At 73.5% G+C, this 16,860-nt stretch carries 17 protein-coding genes; 6 read left to right on the top strand and 11 right to left on the bottom strand.

Annotation, left to right across the window (positions count from 1 at the left end):
* The 4 genes from F9B16_RS51615 to galT form a co-directional block, all read left to right on the top strand.
* A partial coding sequence (locus F9B16_RS51615) for a hypothetical protein (RefSeq protein WP_192809218.1) occupies positions 1-202 on the top strand: 202 nt, incomplete at its 5' end.
* A gap of 6 nt (positions 203-208) precedes the next feature.
* A complete protein-coding gene (locus tag F9B16_RS40035) occupies positions 209-589 on the top strand; it encodes a DUF742 domain-containing protein (protein WP_151545489.1) in 381 nt (126 codons plus the stop codon).
* The gene (locus F9B16_RS40040) at positions 570-1,181 is read left to right on the top strand and encodes a GTP-binding protein (RefSeq protein ID WP_151545490.1); all 612 of its coding nucleotides are present in this window, start codon (positions 570-572) and stop codon (positions 1,179-1,181) included. The genes F9B16_RS40035 and F9B16_RS40040 overlap by 20 nt, the downstream gene beginning before the upstream one ends.
* Positions 1,182-1,191: 10 nt before the next feature.
* Positions 1,192-2,253, top strand: a complete 1,062-nt coding sequence (galT, locus tag F9B16_RS40045; RefSeq protein ID WP_151545491.1) for a galactose-1-phosphate uridylyltransferase — start codon at positions 1,192-1,194, stop codon at positions 2,251-2,253.
* Positions 2,254-2,292: 39 nt separating this feature from the next.
* Here the strand turns inward: galT and F9B16_RS40050 are convergent, their stop codons facing one another.
* On the bottom strand, positions 2,293-3,744 hold the full coding sequence (locus F9B16_RS40050) for a membrane-associated oxidoreductase (RefSeq protein WP_151545492.1): 1,452 nt from the start codon (positions 3,742-3,744) through the stop codon (positions 2,293-2,295).
* A gap of 136 nt (positions 3,745-3,880) precedes the next feature.
* On the opposite strand from F9B16_RS40050, the gene F9B16_RS40055 reads away from it, so the two are divergent.
* On the top strand, positions 3,881-4,780 hold the full coding sequence (locus tag F9B16_RS40055; RefSeq protein WP_151545493.1) for a hypothetical protein: 900 nt from the start codon (positions 3,881-3,883) through the stop codon (positions 4,778-4,780).
* Here the strand turns inward: F9B16_RS40055 and F9B16_RS40060 are convergent, their stop codons facing one another.
* Positions 4,781-5,767 (bottom strand): asparaginase, encoded by a 987-nt coding sequence (locus F9B16_RS40060; protein ID WP_151545494.1) that lies wholly within the window; start codon positions 5,765-5,767, stop codon positions 4,781-4,783.
* Between the two features lie 109 nt (positions 5,768-5,876).
* Between F9B16_RS40060 and F9B16_RS40065 the strand changes: the two genes are divergently transcribed.
* Positions 5,877-6,380, top strand: a complete 504-nt coding sequence (locus F9B16_RS40065; RefSeq protein WP_151545495.1) for a pyridoxamine 5'-phosphate oxidase family protein — start codon at positions 5,877-5,879, stop codon at positions 6,378-6,380.
* A 62-nt stretch (positions 6,381-6,442) separates the two neighbouring features.
* On the opposite strand, the gene F9B16_RS40070 is transcribed toward F9B16_RS40065, so the two are convergent.
* The 9 genes from F9B16_RS40070 to F9B16_RS40110 all read right to left on the bottom strand — a co-directional run bounded on the left by F9B16_RS40070 (position 6,443) and on the right by F9B16_RS40110 (position 16,798).
* Positions 6,443-7,384, bottom strand: a complete 942-nt coding sequence (locus tag F9B16_RS40070; protein WP_151545496.1) for a LamG-like jellyroll fold domain-containing protein — start codon at positions 7,382-7,384, stop codon at positions 6,443-6,445.
* A 65-nt stretch (positions 7,385-7,449) separates the two neighbouring features.
* Positions 7,450-9,540: a PQQ-dependent sugar dehydrogenase gene (locus tag F9B16_RS40075; protein ID WP_151545497.1), complete on the bottom strand. Its 2,091-nt coding sequence runs from the start codon at positions 9,538-9,540 to the stop codon at positions 7,450-7,452.
* 92 nt (positions 9,541-9,632) lie between these two features.
* On the bottom strand, positions 9,633-10,892 hold the full coding sequence (locus F9B16_RS40080) for a hypothetical protein (RefSeq protein ID WP_151545498.1): 1,260 nt from the start codon (positions 10,890-10,892) through the stop codon (positions 9,633-9,635).
* Positions 10,893-10,929: 37 nt separating this feature from the next.
* Positions 10,930-11,736, bottom strand: coding sequence for a sugar phosphate isomerase/epimerase family protein (locus F9B16_RS40085; protein ID WP_151545499.1), 807 nt, complete (start codon positions 11,734-11,736; stop codon positions 10,930-10,932).
* The gene (locus F9B16_RS40090; protein ID WP_151545500.1) at positions 11,733-12,863 is read right to left on the bottom strand and encodes a dihydrodipicolinate synthase family protein; all 1,131 of its coding nucleotides are present in this window, start codon (positions 12,861-12,863) and stop codon (positions 11,733-11,735) included. The genes F9B16_RS40085 and F9B16_RS40090 overlap by 4 nt, the downstream gene beginning before the upstream one ends.
* On the bottom strand, positions 12,860-14,008 hold the full coding sequence (locus F9B16_RS40095) for a Gfo/Idh/MocA family protein (protein ID WP_151545501.1): 1,149 nt from the start codon (positions 14,006-14,008) through the stop codon (positions 12,860-12,862). Before F9B16_RS40095 ends, F9B16_RS40090 begins: the two co-directional genes overlap by 4 nt.
* Before the next feature lie 33 nt (positions 14,009-14,041).
* Entirely contained in the window at positions 14,042-14,854 is an 813-nt protein-coding gene (locus F9B16_RS40100) for an ABC transporter ATP-binding protein (RefSeq protein WP_151545502.1), read from the bottom strand.
* A gap of 11 nt (positions 14,855-14,865) precedes the next feature.
* Positions 14,866-15,888, bottom strand: a complete 1,023-nt coding sequence (locus tag F9B16_RS40105; RefSeq protein ID WP_151545503.1) for an ABC transporter substrate-binding protein — start codon at positions 15,886-15,888, stop codon at positions 14,866-14,868.
* A 94-nt stretch (positions 15,889-15,982) separates the two neighbouring features.
* Positions 15,983-16,798, bottom strand: a complete 816-nt coding sequence (locus tag F9B16_RS40110; RefSeq protein ID WP_151545504.1) for an ABC transporter permease — start codon at positions 16,796-16,798, stop codon at positions 15,983-15,985.
* Between the last annotated feature and the right edge of the window lie 62 nt (positions 16,799-16,860).

Consider the following 16,860-nt stretch of genomic DNA (forward strand, 5'->3'; position numbering starts at 1 on the left):
CGGCGACCGGCCGGCGCTGCCGAAGCGCGTCCGGCAGGAGAACATGGCCGCGCAGCTGCGCGACGAGCCGGCCGCCGGGCCCGCGCCCGAGCCCGCGCCGCGCGCCGGCCGCACCCCCGAGGAGCTGCGCTCGATGATGTCGTCCATCCAGCAGGGCACCCGGCGCGGCCGCGCCGAGACCCTCGACACCGAGGACTCGTGACCCCGCATGAGCGGTCCTGGGAGCGAATGGCTCGATGACGAGGCCGGGCCGATCGTCCGGTCGTACGCGCTCACCCGCGGGCGCGCCAGGCCCGCCACGGCCGAGGCGTTCGACATGATCACGATCGTCGCGACCGCGGCGCGGCCCCGCTCCGGGTCGCCCGGCATCGGCCCCGAGCACCTGGACATCCTGGAGATGTGCCTGCAGCCGCAGCCGGTCGCCGAGATCGCCGCCCGGATCCGGCTGCCGCTCGTCGTCGTCCGGGTGCTGCTCGGCGACCTGCTGCACCACCGGCTCATCACCGTCACCCGCCCGCAACAACAGGAGAGCACCCTCTCCAAGGAACGCCTGCTCAGGGAAGTGCTGCATGGTCTCCAAGCCCTCTGAAGCCGCGGCCCCGGCGCCCGCCGCGCCCATCGCGGTGAAGATCCTCGTCGCCGGCGGCTTCGGGGTCGGCAAGACGACGCTCGTCGGCGCCGTCAGCGAGATCCGCCCGCTGCAGACCGAGGAGCTGCTCACCGACCGGGGCGTCGGCGTCGACGACACCGAGGGCGTCGAGCAGAAGACCACCACGACCGTCGCGATGGACTTCGGCCGCATCACCATCCGCGACGGCCTCGTCCTCTACCTGTTCGGCACCCCGGGCCAGGACCGCTTCTGGTTCATGTGGGACGAGCTGTCGTACGGGGCGCTCGGCGCGGTCGTCCTCGCCGACACCCGCCGCCTCGCCGACTGCTTCCCCGCCGTCGACTACTTCGAGAACCGCGGGCTCCCGTTCGTCATCGCCGTCAACATGTTCGACGACGGCTACGACTACACCGAGGACGAGATCCGCGAGGCCCTCGACCTGAGCGACACCACCCCGATCGTGCTGTGCGACGTCCGCGAGCGCGCGTCCGGCAAGGAGGTGCTGACGACGCTGGTGAGGCACCTGCTGGCGGTGCACCAGGCGGAGACGGCCGGCGCCGCGGCCCGGTAGGCTGCGGGCGATGCACCGGACACGCGCGCGGCTCTCCGACGGCCGCGAACTCGTCTACTACGACGAGACCCCCGGACGGGTCCCCGTTCCCGACCCGCGCGGCCTGCCGCCCGTCGAGCCGGTGTGCGAGGTCCGCCGCGACCCGCTGACCGGCGACCACGTCACGGTCACCGCGCACCGCAACACGCGCACGTTCCTGCCGCCGCCCGACCAGTGCCCGCTGTGCCCCGGCGGCCCCGCCTCGGAGATCCCCGACGACTCCTACGACGTCGCCGTCTTCGAGAACCGGTTCCCGTCCTTCGACACCCGCACCCCGGCGGTGCCGCCGGCGGTCGACGGCGCCGAGGTGTTCGAGCGGTTCCCCGGCGCGGGACGCTGCGAGGTCGTCTGCTTCACCGACGACCACACCGCCGCGATGACGGACCTGCCGGTGTCCCGCGTCCGGACGGTCATCGACGCGTGGGCCGACCGCACCGCCGAGCTGTCGGAGATCCCGACCGTCCGGCAGGTGTTCGCGTTCGAGAACCGCGGCGTCGAGATCGGCGTGACGCTGCACCACCCGCACGGCCAGATCTACGCGTACCCGTTCGTCACGCCGCGGACCGAGCGCATGCTCGCCATGGCGGCCCGGCGGCCCGGCCTGTTCGACGACGTGCTGAAGGCCGAGCGCGCGGGCAGCCGGGTGGTGCTGCCGGGCGAGCACTGGACGGCCTACGTCCCCGCCGCGGCGCGCTGGCCCGTCGAGGTCCACCTGATGCCGCACCGGCACGTCCCCGACTTCGCCGCCCTCGACACCGCCGAACGCGACGAGCTGGCCGTCCTCTACCGCGACCTGCTCCGCCGCTGCGACGCCCTGTACGACGCGCCGCTCCCGTACGTCGCGGGCTGGCACCAGGCGCCGACCGGCGAGGGCCGCGACCTCGTCCGGCTGCACCTGGAGCTGTTCTCCATCCGGCGCGCCCCCGACAAGATCAAGTACCTGGCGGGGTCGGAGTCGGGGATGGCGGCGTGGATCAACGACGTCCCGCCGGAGGCCGCCGCCGCCCGGCTCCGCGAGGTCACCGCGGGCTGAGCCTCCCCGAGGTACACCGCCGGCCGAGCGTCCGCGAGGTCACTGGCGGCTGAGCGTCCGGGTGATCCCGGCGGCGATCGTCGTCGCGAGCACCCAGCCCGCGATGACCAGCCCGTAGGCGAGCCACTGGTGCCAGCCGGCGGGCTTGAACGCCTTCTCCTGCCCGAAGTCGATGATGGGCAGCAGCAGGTCCAGCGTGTAGAACAGCGCGTTGAACGGCGGATGCTCGTCCGCCTTCAGCGGCGCGGGCGGATGCGGCCCGAACACCGCCGTGCCCACCGCGAGCAGCCCGGCCAGCCACGCCGCCGCCCACAGCGGCCGGAACCCGTACCCGACCGTCACGTCCTGCAGGTACCCCCACAGCCGCGCGTACCGGGGCCGCGTCGACCGGTGCCGGCGCTGCTTCGCCAGCAGGACGTTCCGCGCCGCCCGGTCGTCGCCCGCCTGCCGGTAGGAGGCGGCGAGCTGCTCGTACGCGTGCGGGACGTAGCCCTCCTCGTCCCGCTCCAGCGTCGCGATGCGGGCCTTCGCCGGGAGCCGCGGCGTGAGCAGGCCGTACGTCAGCCCGTCCAGCCACACCGTGCCGCCGAACGCGTCGGGCGCCGCGTGCAGCAGCCCGAACCGCCCGCGCAGCAGGTTCGCCGTCCCGTCGACCCGCGCGTCCCGCAGCCACACCTCGCCGATGACCGCGCTCGTCGCCCGCAGCGCGCAGGTCGCGTCCGACAGCCGCGCCTGCGTCAGCACCAGCAGCCCGGGGATCGCCGCGCCGCGCACGCTCACCTCGCCGTCGAAACGCGCGCCGGTGGCGACCACGTCCGACCCCACCTTGAGGTTCTCGCCGTCGAACGCCCGCCCGCCCGGAGTCAGCAGTACGGCCTGCCTGAGGTTCACCATGCCCGCGACGGTCGCGCCGTTCAGCCGGATCTGCCCGCGTGCCTCGAGGCTGGGCGCCCAGACGTCGTCCTCGATGACGGAGTGGTTGAGGTGCAGGACCTCCTCCGGCGCGCCGTCGTCCCCGAGCCGCGCGCGCTCCAAGAAGAGGGCGCCAGCCAGTCGCGCGCCGCCCAGCCGGACCTGCCCGGGGACGCGGCATTCGGTGAGGCGCAGCACCCCGTCCATCCTGATGGTCTGCGCCACCAGGCCCGGCAGGAACGAGCGGCTGAGGTTCAGCTGCCGCAAGTGCGCGCCGTACAGCTCCGGCTCCTCGTCGAACCGGCAGCCCGACAGCCGCACCGGATGCGGGATCGTCGCGTACCGCAGGTCCAGCCGCCCCGTGATCCGCGCGCCGTTCACCCGCAGCGCCGCGAGCTCCCCGTCGACCGCCGGCCTCAGCAGCAGCTTGCGCAGCACGCTCGCCCTGAGCGTCCGCGAGGCGCCCCAGCCGCCGCCGTGCTCGGGATCGTCGTCGCCGTCCCGCAGGTCGAGAGGCGTCCCCGCGGGGAACGCCCGCCACACGCGCCGCTCGACGGGGCTCAGATCGATCGGCTCCACGATCAAGGAACCTACCGGCATCATCCGGTCCTCCGCCGAACAACCGGACGACGGTCCCGCGCCCGCCCGGAGGCGGCCTCCGCGTTTTCGCGCGGTTCGCGGAACGATCTCGTGCCGGTGCCCTAGCCTTCCGGGCATGCCCGAAAGCGTGCTGGCGCAGGGAGCGTTCGACGGGGTCGCCGCCACGGCCGCCGGGCCGCCGCTGGCGTTCACCTCGCGGGCCGGCCAGGGCGCCGGCGTCGGCCAGGCCTGGGACCTGCGCACCCGCACCGCCCTCGGCCCGCCGATCCCCGACTTCCCCGACCACCGCGCCGAATGGGCGTTCGGGCTGCTGCCGGGCGGCGCGCCCGTCGTGGCCTGGACGCACCGCGACCGCGTGCACGTCCACGACCTGTCCACCGGCGGCGAGCTCACCGTCGACGGGCAGCCCGACCTGCTCGGGCTCGCCGTCCACGGCGGCCGCGGCGCCGTCGTCGCCGTCTTCGGACCGGCCAGCGACGCGCGGGTCGCCGTCCTCGACGCCCGCACCGGCGGCCTCCTCGCCGAGTTCGGCGTCTGGCTCGGCCACTGGACCGCCATCGACCGCTGGGTCCTGCACGCCACGCCCGCGAGCGGGCCCCTCGTCGGCGTCGCCTGCGACACCGAGCGCACCATCGGCCTCCTCGACGTGGAACGCGAGGAGGAGGCCGCGTCGCTGCCGTCGTCCGGCGCGCACGCGGTGCTGGCGCCGGGCCCGGACGGCCCGCCGCTCCTCGTCCAGCCGTCCGGCGCGGAGGTACACGTCCAGACCCTTGACGGCGATCCCGCGGTCGCGCTGCCCGCGCCGGGCGACGTCGGCGCCGTCGCCGCCACGGTCGCCGGCGACCGCTTCCTGGTGGCCGCCGAGGCCGGCGACGACCTGCTGGTGTGGGACGCCGCGTCCGTCACGCCGTCCCGCCGCGTCCCCGTGGCGGGCCGGGTGAACGACCTGGCGCTGGCCACCGACGGGACGCTGATCGCGGCGACCGACGCCGGCCTGCGCCTCGCGCCCGCGTAGTCAGGCGCGTTCGGCGAACGCGGCGGCGACTCCGTCCCGGTCGGCGCCCGCGGCGAGCGTCACCCGCAGCAGGACGCGCGCCTTGTAGGGGTCGAGCATCCCGCCGTTGATGAGCCCGCGCCGCTGGAGGTCGGTCTCCGACCCAGCCGCGCCATAGGTGCTGCGCAGCACCGGCCCCGCCCCCGTCCGCGACGCGAGCACCACCGGCATGCGCTCCGCCAGGTCGCCGAGCACCGGAGCGAACGGCGCGGGCACGTGCCCCACCCCGAACCCCGCGACGACGAACCCGTCGCACCCGTCCGCGTTCAGCGTCGACGGATCGTCGTCCAGGACCACGGTGTGAAGGCCCACCCGCACGTCCGCGAGGGCCGCCGCGTCCACCTCGACGGGCTTCCGGCGCGGCACACCGCCGTGCACGACGACCCGTCCCTCGTGGACGGACCCGATCGGACCCGCGTTCGGCGACGTGAACGCCCGGGTGCTGGCGCTGTGCGTCTTCCGCACCCACCGCGCCGCGTGGATCTCGTCGTTCAGCACCACGACCGCGCCCAGCCCGCGCGCCCCCGGCGCCACGGCCACGTGCGCGGCGGCGAGCAGGTTCGCCGGACCGTCGGGGCCCGCCAGCGTCGGGTTCCGCATCGCGCCCGTCATCACGAACGGCTCGTCATGGGGCCACAGCAGGTCGGCGAGGAACGCCGTCTCCTCCAGCGTGTCGGTCCCCTGGGTGACCACGACGCCGTCCGCCCCGGCCCGCACCGCGTCGGACGCCCGCCGCACCAGGTCGTGGATCCGCGCGAACGTCAGCTGGGCGCTCGGGACGGCCTCGATGTCCTGCGCCTCCAGCGGCACGCCCACCTCGGCCAGGCCGGGAACGGCGGCCGTCAGGTCGGCGCCGGTCAGCCGCGCCACCACCGTCCCGCCGTCCCGGGCGGGACCGTGCCCCGCCATCGCGATCGTCCCGCCCAGCGTGAACAGTGCGACGCCCATTCCGTCCCCCCTCGCGTGATCAACCGCGCCCAACCTACGTCCCGCGAGGCTGTCCTCCGCCACCGGCCGCGGTGATACTCGGGAGACCGAGCGACCCCGAGGAGCTGCCATGACGGAACCCGCCGCCGAACCGCCGGCCGGCCTCCACGGCGTGCCGCTGACGTCCCTCACCTGGCAGGACGCGCTGGCGCGGGTGGCCGCCAACGAGACCTACCTGCTCGCCACGTCGGGACCGGGCGCCCGTCCGCACGTCGTCCCGGTGCTCGGCGTCTGGCTGGACGGGGCCGTCTGCTTCACCACCGGCCGCGAGACCCGCAAGGCCCGCGACCTCGCCTCGAACGCGGGGTGCGCCGTCACCGTGCCCGGCGACGACGCCGACCTCGTCATCGAGGGCACGGCCCACCTGGTCCGCGACCCGGACCACCTGCGGCGGGTCGCCGACCTGTTCCCGGCCAAGTATCCGTGGTGGCACCCGTTCGTCAGGGACGGCGAGTTCTACGACCCGTCCGACACCGCCCTGGAAAGCCCGCGCCTCGTCTTCGCCGTCACCCCCGACGTACTCTTCGCCTTCGGCAAGAAGAAAGGCTTCACCGCCACCCGCTGGCGCCCCTGACGAGGCGGTGGAAAGGGCAGGGCCGCCGGTGCGCGGGCGCACCGGCGGCCTTGGGGTGGGGGTCAGCGTTTGGCTATGCGGTACTGGAGGCGCGCCTCTTCCGGGGTGATGGCGCGGTCGAGGAACATCAGGCCGTCCATGCGGCAGTTGCAGGGGTTCGCCTCGCGGGTGTTCTGCGGGAAGCTGCCGCCGATCTTGATGCCGCGCGGGTCGGTGGCGGACGCGAGGTGCGGGCTCGGCGTGCCCTGCAGCTTCCACGGGTCGCCCGAGACGGTGTAGAAGCCGTCGAGGGGCTCGCCGTCCTTGTAGAGGGACATCTTGCCGGTGTCGTAGTCGAACGTCGCGGCGAGGTGCACCCAGGTGTTCTGCGGCAGGAGGGTGCGCCAGTCCTCGTTCGCGGCGAACGTCTGCGAGCTGCCGCCGTCGATGCGGCGGCCGAGCGCGACGAGCCGGAGCGTGCCGGAGACATCGATGATCTCCAGCAGGGCGCGGACGGCGTGGCCGTCGGAGTCGCCGGTGAGGACGCCGATGAGGCCCACCGCGTTGTACACGTCGTCCGGGTTCGCGGTGCCCGAGTTGGGCGACGGGTTCGTGCCGGTCATCTTGAACCAGCCCGCGACGGTCGCGCCGCGCACGGCGTTGAACGCGTGCAGGGACGGGACGCCGGTCGCGGAGTAGACGCCGGCCTTCCAGTCGTCGTTGCCGGCCGTGGACGGGTTCACCTGGCCGAGTTGGATCGCGTGCCGGCGCGCGCCGTCCCGGACGCGCATCGCGGCGCCGCCGTTGACGAGGTCGATGGTGGTGCCGGAGCGGCCGAGGTCGCGTTCCTGCGCGGCGTTCCCGCGGGCGGGGTGCTCGAAGTCGTAGTAGGAGACGAGGTTCTTCTTCAGGGACGGGGCGACGCCCGGGGCCGGGGACGCCTGGGCCGGGGCGGCGAGCGAGGCGGCGACGACGGACGCGCCGAGCAGGGCGGTCGCGGCCGTGACGCGGCGGCGGAGCAGCATGGAGGGTTCTCCTTCTGGTGCCCCCGGGGCGGGCGGGTGCGAGCCCGCCCGCCCCGGGGTGGCCGTTACCGTGCCGGGTTCGCGTGGACGGTCAGGTCGCGGAGCCGTCCGATGTTGTCGAACGATCCGAACCCGACGCGCCCGGACGTGAACGTCTTGTCGAGGGCGGTCATGGCGGGACGGGTGGAGCCGTCCACGTAGACCGCGATCTCGCCGGTGTCGGCGCAGTGGGTGACGCGGACGCGGTGCCAGTCGGCGTCGGTGATGGTCGGCGGGGCGCCGTGCGAGCGGTTGGCGTTCCACTGCTGGTCGATGCGCAGCCGGTCCGCGCCGTTGACGACGAAGATGCCGTTGTGGGGGTAGATGCTGTTGTCGGTGGACAGGTGCGTGTAGTAGAAGTGCGTGTCGTCCTGGTAGCCGAAGACGATGATGACGTCCCGGTTGATGATGTCGACCGGGGTGTCGAGCCGCACCTCGGCGTCGATCTTGGACGAGCCGAGCACCGGGCCGGACTTCAGCACCGCGTACTCGAAGGGGCGGCGCGGGCCGGGCCGCTGGGTCCCCTCCTCGGCGAGGACGACCTCCTTACCGGGGAACTGCCACTTCGACGGCGTGACGGGCGCCCAGTTGTCCGCCGACATGAGGCGGCTCTCGCGGATGTCGTTCGGGCGGCAGCCGGCGTAGCTCTTGGTGCCGACGACCTTCCAGATCTTCCCGTTGGCCTTGGCGAGCAGGTAGGGCTCGCCCTTGGCGTCGGAGCCGTAGCGCAGGTCGACGCGGTTGTCGCCGGCGAGCTGCTTCATCGTGACGGGGTTGCCCTTGGTGTCGTAGGCCGCGAGCGAGTAGATCTGGGCGCGGTGCTTGCCGGCGGGGTCCCGCTTCATCTCCGACTCTTCGGTGTACATGAGCCGGCCATCGACGATGTCGGTGAACAGGTACTTGCCGCGCAGGGCGGGCAGGGCGGAGCCGCGGTAGACGTAGCCGCCGGAGATCGCGTGCCCGGTGTCGCTGGAGCAGTCCCAGTTCGCGGGCGGGTCGTGGTCGTACGCGGCGACCGGGTAGTCGTAGTTGTACTTCGCGTCGTCGGCGGGCAGCGGGTACAGGTGGCAGCGGTCGTCCTTGCGGAAGGTGAACGCGCCTTCGCGCTCGCTCCAGCCGATGTTGTCGCCGGCCTTCACCTCGTGGATCGACTCGATCTCGTGCTCGCCGATGTGCGCGAGGAACATGCGGTGCGTGCCGCCGGTGTCCCAGCTGAACCGGTGCGGGTCGCGCATGCCGTAGGCGTAGATCTCGCCGACCTTGCCGGACTGGCCGGCGAACGGGTTGTCGGCGGGGATGCCGTACTTGCCGTTCGCGGAGTTGTTGCCGGACGGGTCGATCCGCAGGATCTTGCCCTGCGGGACGCCGAGGTTCTGCGGGTCGCCGCCGTTGTCGCCGACGTTGCCGTTGCCGCCGTCGCCGACGGACATGTAGAGCTTGCCGTAGTCGGCGTCGCCGCGCTTGGCGTTGGGGTTGAAGTCGATCTGCTGCAGGTTGTGGATGCGGCCGGCGAAGCCGATGCGCAGCAGCTCGCGGTGGGTGCCGTGGAAGGTCTGCGCCTTCGGGTCGTCGGCGGTCCACTCGTCGACGACGCCGTGGTAGCCGGTCTTCGGCTGCGGCGTGAGGTCGGGGGTCTTGGTCGTGAGCGCGTTGCCCGACTCGACGTGCGTGGTGTAGAACTTCCCGTTCTTCGTGAAGCCGGGGTCGAACGCGACGAAGCCGAAGCCCTGGCCGAGGCCGGCGGCGGAGTAGAAGTCGGGGAAGGCGGCCTTGACGTCGAGGTAGACGTGCGACTTCCCGGTCTTCTTGTCGAGCAGGTACAGGTTGCCGTTCAGGTCCGGGACGTAGAGCCGGCCGGAGTGGTCGGGGACCTCGCCGACGTAGTTGATGCGGTTCCAGCGCTGGAGCCGCGGGTCGGTGGGCGGTGCGGAGGGTTCCGACTTGGGCAGCTGGGCGACCTCTTTGAGGACGAGGCCGAGGCCGGACGGGGCGGGGTCGTCGGGGATGGGGTCGAGGATCGGGGCGTCGTCACGCGCCTGCGCACCGGCCGGGAGCACGGTGATGAGGGCGGCGAGCAGCGCCAGGGTCGTCAGCAGGCACCATCTCAGTCTTTTCATTCCGGCCGTCCAATGTGGGGGGATGGGGTGGGTGGCTGGAAAGCGCTTTCTGGAAGCGCTTTCACGAACGTACGACCGGCTCTCGCCCGCCGTCAAGAACGAATTCGGAGCCGGATCGGGATCCCGGAGGCCGGCCGGGCGCGCGCCGACCAGGCGTGGACCAGCGTCGCGGCCGCCGACACCGCGAGCCCGACCGGCGCCGCCGCGGCGTGCCCGGCCAGCGTCAGCGCGACGGCGAGCACCGCGCCCGGCGCCCAGATCCACGTCCGGACCGGCCTCGCGGGCCGCCCCCGCCTCCGCCGCGCCGCCTCGGCGGCCATCGGCGGGACGAGCGCCGGCAGCGCGGCGGCCAGCACCGTCAGCCAGTCGAGCAGCATCCGGTCGACGCGCAGCGCGGCGAGCACCGCGCCGGGCACCGCGACCGCCAGCACGCCCCACACCTGCCCGCCGAACCGGCCGCCGGGCGGGAGGAAGCGGCGGACGGCGAGGGCGCCGGAATGCACGGCGGCGAACGTCGGCGCGATCACCGACGCGGCCACGAACAGGTTCGCGGCGGGCAGCCCGTCCGGCCCGGCCAGCACCGCGACGACGTCGGTGGACCCGCTCGCCGCCGCGACGCCCGCGCCTACCACCGACGCGGCCAGCGCCGGCCCGACCAGCAGCGCGACGCACGCCGCGAGGTCGCGGCGGCCGCGCAGCCCGGCGGTGAAGTCCGGCGCCCGCACGGCGAACACCGACACGTAGCCGATGTACCCGGCCAGGTCGGCGGCCAGCCCGGCGGACGGGCCGTCCCGCGCGAACGACACCGGCGACGCGGGCGGCGGCAGCCGCACCGCGACGATCCCGATCAGCGCGATGGCGGTGAGCGTGGTGGCGACCGCGATCGCGTTCCACCGCCCGCCGCCGGCCAGCAGCACCGCGACGATCGGGACGGTCAGCAGCACCGCCCCGGCCGCGTCCGGAAGGCCGGTGAGCGCGGCGAGCGCGGCGCCGCCGAGCCCGACGTTGAAGCCGAACCAGCCGGCCATCGCGACCGCGAGCAGCGCGGTGAACGCCCGCTCGGCGACCGGCGGCAGGTAGCGCGGCGCGAGGACGGCCATGCCGGCGCCCTCGCCGGCGGGCGGGCGCAGGCCGAGCCGTCCCTGCGCGGCGAGCAGCGCCGTCATCACGACGCCGCCCGCGGCGAGGACCACCACGGGCAGCGCGCCGCCGTGCCGCCCGCCGACCTGCGCGCCGAGGACGAGCGCGCCCGGCGCCGTCCCGATCCCGAGCCACGCCCCCGACGCCGCCCGCCAGCTCCGCCCCTCGCCCCCCGGCGAGGTGCGGCGGGCCGTCGTTCCGCGCTCCGTCATGGCGGCGGCTCGCCGCGGGGGACCGTGGTCCGGGCCGTCATGCGACGTGCTGGGCGTAGCGGGAGAGGGCCAGGTCCAGGGCGGCGGGACCGGGCATCGCCCAGAGCTCGTCGTTGAAGATCTCGACCTCGACCGGGCCGGTGTAGCCGGTGGCGTCCACGGCCTCGCGGAACCGGCGCAGCTCGATGCGGCCGTCGCCGAGCATGCCCCGCCCGGTGAGGACGCCCTCGGGCAGCGGCGTCACCCAGTCGGCGACCTGGAACAGCGCGATCCGGCCCTCCGCGCCCGCGCGCGCGATGCCGTCCCACACGTCCGGGTCCCACCACAGGTGGTAGGTGTCGACCATGACGCCGACCTGGGTCGGCGAGAACGGCGCGGCCAGGTCGAGGGCCTGGGCGAGGGTCGAGACGACGCACCGGTCCGAGCAGTACATCGGGTGCAGCGGTTCGAGCGCGAGCTGGACGCCGTGCTCGCCCGCGTACGGCGCGAGCTCCGCGAGCAGGTCCGCGACCCGCGACCGGGCGCCGTCGAGGTCCCGGGAGCCGTCCGGCAGGCCGCCGCTGACCAGGCACAGGACCGGGGTGCCGAGCGCCGCGGCCTCCTCGATCGCGCGGCGGTTGTCGTCCAGGGCGTCCGGGTTCTGGAAGAAGCCGCCGCGGCACAGCGACGTGACCGCGAGGCCGTGGTCGCGGACGAGCTTGGCGGTGCGGGCCAGGCCGTACTCGGCGACGGGCTCGCGCCAGAGGCCGACCCCGTGCACGCCGGCGGACGCGCAGCCGGCGAGCAGGTCGGGCATGGGCCAGTGGCGGGTCGTCCACTGGTTGAGGCTGAACCTCGTGGTCATAGGGCTCCTTGGACGGTCAGCCAGGCGCGCATCCGGGTCGCGGCGAGGTCCGGGTCGGGCAGGAGCCCGGCCGCGTCCGCGAGCCGGAACAGCCGGGACAGGTGCGGGACGGACCGCGCCGACTCCAGCCCGCCGACCATCCGGAAGTGCCGCTGGTGCCCGGCCAGCCAGGCGAGGAAGACGACGCCGGTCTTGTAGTAGTACGTGGGGGCCTCGAAGAGGTGCCGGGCGAGCGGCAGGGTCGGCGCGAAGATCTCGTCGTAGGCGTCCGAGCCCTGGTCGAGGGCGTGCAGCGCGGCGGCGGCCGCCGGGGCGATCGGGTCGAAGACGCCGAGCAGCGCGTCGCTGTGCCCCTCGGCGTCGCCCTTGATCAGCTCCGGGTAGTTGAAGTCGTCGCCGGTGTAGAGGCGGACGCCGGCCGGCAGGCGCCGCCGGAACGCGATCTCCCGGCCGGCGTCCAGCAGCGAGATCTTGACGCCGTCGACGGCCGCGGCGTGCTCGCTGATCAGCGCCAGGACCGCGTCGGCGGCGGCGTCCAGGTCGGACGAGCCCCAGTAGCCCTCCAGTGCCGGGTCGAACATCGGGCCGAGCCAGTGCAGGACGGCCGGGTTCCGCAGCTGCGGCAGCAGCCGCCCGTACACCGCCGCGTAGTCCTCCGGACCGCGCGCGGCGGCGGCGAGGTGGCGGCTCGCCATCAGCACCGGGACGGCCCCGGCGCCCTCGATGACGCCGAGCTGCTCCTCGTACGCGGCGGTGATCTGGTCCAGCGTGGCGGGGACGGGCGGGAGCTGGTCGGTGCCCGCTCCGCAGACGATCCGGCCGCCTTCTGAAAGCGCTTCCTCACTGCTGCGCACGATGAGCTCCCGGGTCGTCGCCCAGTCCAGCCCCATCCCGCGCTGCGCCGTGTCCATCGCCTCCGCGACGCCCAGCCCGTACGACCACAGGTGGCGGCGGAACGCCAGCGTCGCGTCCCAGTCCAGCGAGTCGCCGTACGGATCGGCGACCACATGGGCGGCGGCGTACGCCACCCGCGACGACGCCGGCCCCGGCGGCGGGGGATAGGAGCGCGGCTCGCCCATCGTGTACGGGACGAGCGTCCCGTCCGGCTCCGGCAGCTCGATCTTCATCGCCGCAGCTCCGGCACCTCGAGGCGGCGCCCCTCGCGCCACGCCTGCAGCCCCAGCTCCGCGAGCTGCACCCCGCGCGCCCCCGCGTAGAAGTCCCACTCGAACGGCGCGTCCTCGGCGACGTGCCGCAGGAACATCTCCCACTGCGTCTTGAAGCCGTTGTCGAACTCGGTGTTGTCGGGGATCTCCTGCCACTGCGAGCGGAAGTCCTCCGTCGCCGGCAGGTCCGGGTTCCACACCGGCTTCGGCGTCATCGACCGGTGCTGGACGCGGCAGCGCCGCAGCCCCGCGACCGCCGACCCCTCCGTCCCGTCGACCTGGAACTCCACCAGCTCGTCGCGGAACACCCGGGTCGTCCACGACGAGTTGATCTGCGCGACGATCCCGCCGTCCAGCTCGAAGATCCCGTACGCGGCGTCGTCGGCGGTCGCCTCGTACGGCTTGCCGTCCTCGTCCACCCGCTCGGGGACGTGCGTCGCGCCGAGCGCCTGCACCGACCTGACCTGCGCGATCGCGTCGAGCACGTACCGCCAGTGGCAGAACATGTCGAGGATGATCCCGCCGCCGTCCTCGGCCCGGTAGTTCCAGGACGGCCGCTGCGCCTCCTGCCAGTCGCCCTCGAACACCCAGTAGCCGAACTCGCCGCGCACCGACAGGATGCGGCCGAAGAAGCCGCCGTCGATCAGCCGCTTCAGCTTCAGCAGGCCCGGCAGGAACAGCTTGTCCTGCACCACGCCGTGCTTGATGCCCGCCTCGTCGGCGAGCCGCGCGAGCGCGAGCGCGCCGTCCAGGTCGTCGGCGAGCGGCTTCTCGGTGTAGACGTGCTTCCCGGCCGCGACCGCCGTGCGGATCGCCTCGACGCGCGCGCTCGTGACCTGCGCGTCGAAGTAGACCTCGGTGTCCGGACGGGCCAGCGCCTCGTCCAGGTCCGTCGTCCAGGCGTCCAGCCCGTGCCGCGCGGCGAGGTCGCGCAGCTTCGCCTCCGACCGGCCGACCAGCACCGGCTCCGGCCACAGGTCGGTGCCGTCCGCCAGCCGCAGCCCGCCCTGCTCGCGGATCGCGAGGATCGAGCGCAGGAGGTGCTGCCGGTATCCCATCCGGCCGGTCACGCCGTTCATGACGATCCCGATGGACTTGCGTGCCATCCCGTTCCTTCCCAGCCTTGTGTAGAGGCGTGCCTAGTCGAGCGCCGCGCCGGCGCCGAGGAGCTTGCGGATGCGGCCGGTGACGCGGGCGAACTCCGGCTGCGCCATGGTCTCGGCGTAGTCCCGCTCCGCGGGCAGGTCCACGTCGATGACCTCGGCGATCGTGCCGGGCCTGTCGGTCATCACCACGACCCGGTTCGCCAGGTACGCGGCCTCGGCGACCGAGTGCGTGACGAGCAGGACCGTCGTGCCGGTCTCCCGCCAGATCCGGTTCATCTCGATGTTGAGCTGCTCGCGGGTGAGCGCGTCGAGCGCGCCGAACGGCTCGTCCATCAGCAGGACGGGCGGCTCGTGCAGCAGCGCCCGGCACAGCGCGACCCGCTGCTGCATGCCGCCGGACAGCTCGTGCGGCAGCGCGTCCTCGAAGCCGGTCAGCCCGGTCATCTCCATCAGCTCGGCGGTGCGCCGCCGCGCCTGCTCGGCGGGCATCTTGCGCATCTCCGCCTGGAGCAGGATGTTCTTGCGGGCGCTGCGCCACTCCAGCAGCGCGGCCCGCTGGAACACGTAGCCGATGTCGGCGCGCGGCCCCGCGACCTGCTCGCCGCGCAGCCGGACGGTGCCGGTGGACGGCTTGAGCAGCCCCGCGACGAGCTTCAGCAGCGTCGACTTGCCGCAGCCGGACGGCCCGACGATCGCGACGAACTCCCCCATCGGGACGTCCAGCGACACCTCGCGCAGCGCGGTGACGTCGCGCTTCTTGCTGCGGAACCGGACGGCCACCTCGTCGATCCCGACGGCGGACGCCTGGTCCGCCGCGGCCTTGCCCGGTTGGCTCATGGTCGTCATCGCCCGTCCGCTCATCCCTGCGCCGCCAGCTGCGGCGACCAGTACGTCGACGGCGCCTCGGCCTTGCCGATGACCCCGGTCTGCTGGAACAGCGTGATCGTCTGCTTCCAGTCGTCCTCGGTGTTGACGCCCGGCGCCTTGCCCTGCGTCGCCTGCGTGTGCAGCAGCGTGAGCGTGGTCTTGAACTGCTCGGCGACGACCGGCGTCGGCGGGAGCTGCTCGGACGCGCCGGCCATGCTCGCGACCGCGCCGGCCGGGTCGGCCTCGGCGGCCGTCCAGGCCTCGCTGGTGGCGGCGACCATGTCCTTGACCAGGTCCTTGTCGCTCTTGAGCTTCCGCTCGCCGACGAGCAGGCCGTTGGAGAAGAAGTTGACCCCGAAGTCGGAGTAGCGCAGGTACGAGACCGGCTTGCCGGACTTGTTCGCGACCGTGGGGCCCTGGTCGTTGGCGAACCCGACGAGGCCGTCGGCCTTGCCGGAGATGACCGCGGCGATCTTCCCGGCGGGGTCGGTGTTCTGCAGCGGGACGTCGCTCTCCGACAGCCCGTTCTTCTTCAGGAACACCGGGAACGTGCGCGACAGCGCGTCGCCCGCGGTGATCGCGATCTTCTTGCCCTTCAGGTCGGCGGGGGCCTTGAGGTTCTTGCTGCTGAAGGCCTGCACCGACGCGGGCGTGGTCTGCAGGAACACCCCGATGCTCTTGATCGGCATGCCCTTGTCGACGGCGGCGAGCAGCGCCGGGGTGTCGGCCCAGCCGAAGTCGGTCTGCCCGGCGCCGGTGGCCTGGACGGTCTTCTGCGAGCCCTGGCCCGCCTTGATCTCCAGGTCGATGCCGTGCTTCTCGTAGATGCCCTTCTTCTTGCCGTAGTAGAACGGCGCGTGCTCGCCGTAGGGGTACCAGTTCAGCGTGAGGGTGACCTTCTTGAGCTTCTTGCCCGAGGCACCGGTGGTCTCGCCGGAGTCGCCGCCGCAGGCGGCGGCCGCCAGGGCCATGGCCGGGACCAGGACGGAGACGGCGAGTATGCGGAGTTTCATGGGGACGGTCCTCCATGGGTGGGGTGAGCTCCCGGCCGGACGGCCGGTTCGTGGAGGCGGGTGGGGAAGGCGCCCGTCGCGGGACGGGCACGGGTCAGTAGGTGGTGGTGACCGCTTCGCCGCGGCGGCTGGCGTGCCAGGGGAGCAGCAGCTTCTCGGCGATCTCGACGGCGACGAACAGCACGACGCCGATGGCGGACATCACGAGCAGCCCGGCGAACAGCATCGGGGTGTCGATGTTGCCGTTGGCCTGCAGGATCACGTAGCCGAGGCCCTCGTTCGCGCCGACGAACTCGCCGACCACGGCGCCGGTGACGGCGAGCGTCACGGCGACCTTCAGGCCGGAGAACAGGTGCGGCAGCGAGGCCGGGAGCCGGATCTTGGTGAAGGTGGCGAACGCGCCGGCGCCCATCGTGGACGACAGCTGCAGCATCTCCGGGTCGACCGCCTTCAGCCCGGCGACCATCGAGATCACCACCGGGAAGAACGCGATCAGCACCGCCACGACGATCTTGGGGCCGATGCCGAAGCCGAGCCAGACCACGAACAGCGGCGCGATCGCGATCTTGGGGATGACCTGCGCGAACAGCAGGATCGGGTAGAGGGTGCGCTCGACCGTGCTGGAGTACACCATGATCACCGCGGCGGCGACGCCGATGACGACCGCGAGCGCGAAGCCGATGAGGGTCTCGTAGGTGGTCACCCACGTGTGGTGCCAGATGTAGCCCCACTTGTCGCCCATCAGCTTCAGCGTCGTCCAGGGCGAGGGCACCAGGTACGCCTCGACCAGCTTGAACGCGGTGATCGCCCACCAGGCGGCGAAGCACGCCACGAGCAGCGCGACCGGCCGCCAGGCCGATTCCAGCGCGCCCGCGATCCGCTCGCCCGCGCCGGGCCGGGCGCGCTCCACGACCCCCGGGGCGTCCGCCGGCGGCTTGGCGCCCGCCGTGCCCCGCCCGCGCGGGGGGCGGT

This window comes from Actinomadura montaniterrae (assembly GCF_008923365.1).
Taxonomy (GTDB): Bacteria; Actinomycetota; Actinomycetes; order Streptosporangiales; family Streptosporangiaceae; genus Spirillospora; species Spirillospora montaniterrae.

What these genes read in the sequence shown, in the direction of transcription:
- F9B16_RS40065 (WP_151545495.1), top strand. Translation starts at nt 5,877, where the DNA reads ATGACGGAACCCGCCGCCGAACCGCCGGCCGGCCTCCACGGCGTGCCG.
- F9B16_RS40060 (WP_151545494.1), bottom strand. Translation starts at nt 5,767, where the DNA reads ATGGGCGTCGCACTGTTCACGCTGGGCGGGACGATCGCGATGGCGGGG.
- F9B16_RS40100 (WP_151545502.1), bottom strand. Translation starts at nt 14,854, where the DNA reads ATGACGACCATGAGCCAACCGGGCAAGGCCGCGGCGGACCAGGCGTCC.
- F9B16_RS40035 (WP_151545489.1), top strand. Translation starts at nt 209, where the DNA reads ATGAGCGGTCCTGGGAGCGAATGGCTCGATGACGAGGCCGGGCCGATC.
- F9B16_RS40075 (WP_151545497.1), bottom strand. Translation starts at nt 9,540, where the DNA reads ATGAAAAGACTGAGATGGTGCCTGCTGACGACCCTGGCGCTGCTCGCC.
- F9B16_RS40040 (WP_151545490.1), top strand. Translation starts at nt 570, where the DNA reads ATGGTCTCCAAGCCCTCTGAAGCCGCGGCCCCGGCGCCCGCCGCGCCC.
- F9B16_RS40080 (WP_151545498.1), bottom strand. Translation starts at nt 10,892, where the DNA reads ATGACGGAGCGCGGAACGACGGCCCGCCGCACCTCGCCGGGGGGCGAG.
- F9B16_RS40085 (WP_151545499.1), bottom strand. Translation starts at nt 11,736, where the DNA reads ATGACCACGAGGTTCAGCCTCAACCAGTGGACGACCCGCCACTGGCCC.
- F9B16_RS40105 (WP_151545503.1), bottom strand. Translation starts at nt 15,888, where the DNA reads ATGAAACTCCGCATACTCGCCGTCTCCGTCCTGGTCCCGGCCATGGCC.
- galT (WP_151545491.1), top strand. Translation starts at nt 1,192, where the DNA reads ATGCACCGGACACGCGCGCGGCTCTCCGACGGCCGCGAACTCGTCTAC.
- F9B16_RS40095 (WP_151545501.1), bottom strand. Translation starts at nt 14,008, where the DNA reads ATGGCACGCAAGTCCATCGGGATCGTCATGAACGGCGTGACCGGCCGG.
- F9B16_RS40090 (WP_151545500.1), bottom strand. Translation starts at nt 12,863, where the DNA reads ATGAAGATCGAGCTGCCGGAGCCGGACGGGACGCTCGTCCCGTACACG.
- F9B16_RS40070 (WP_151545496.1), bottom strand. Translation starts at nt 7,384, where the DNA reads ATGCTGCTCCGCCGCCGCGTCACGGCCGCGACCGCCCTGCTCGGCGCG.
- F9B16_RS40055 (WP_151545493.1), top strand. Translation starts at nt 3,881, where the DNA reads ATGCCCGAAAGCGTGCTGGCGCAGGGAGCGTTCGACGGGGTCGCCGCC.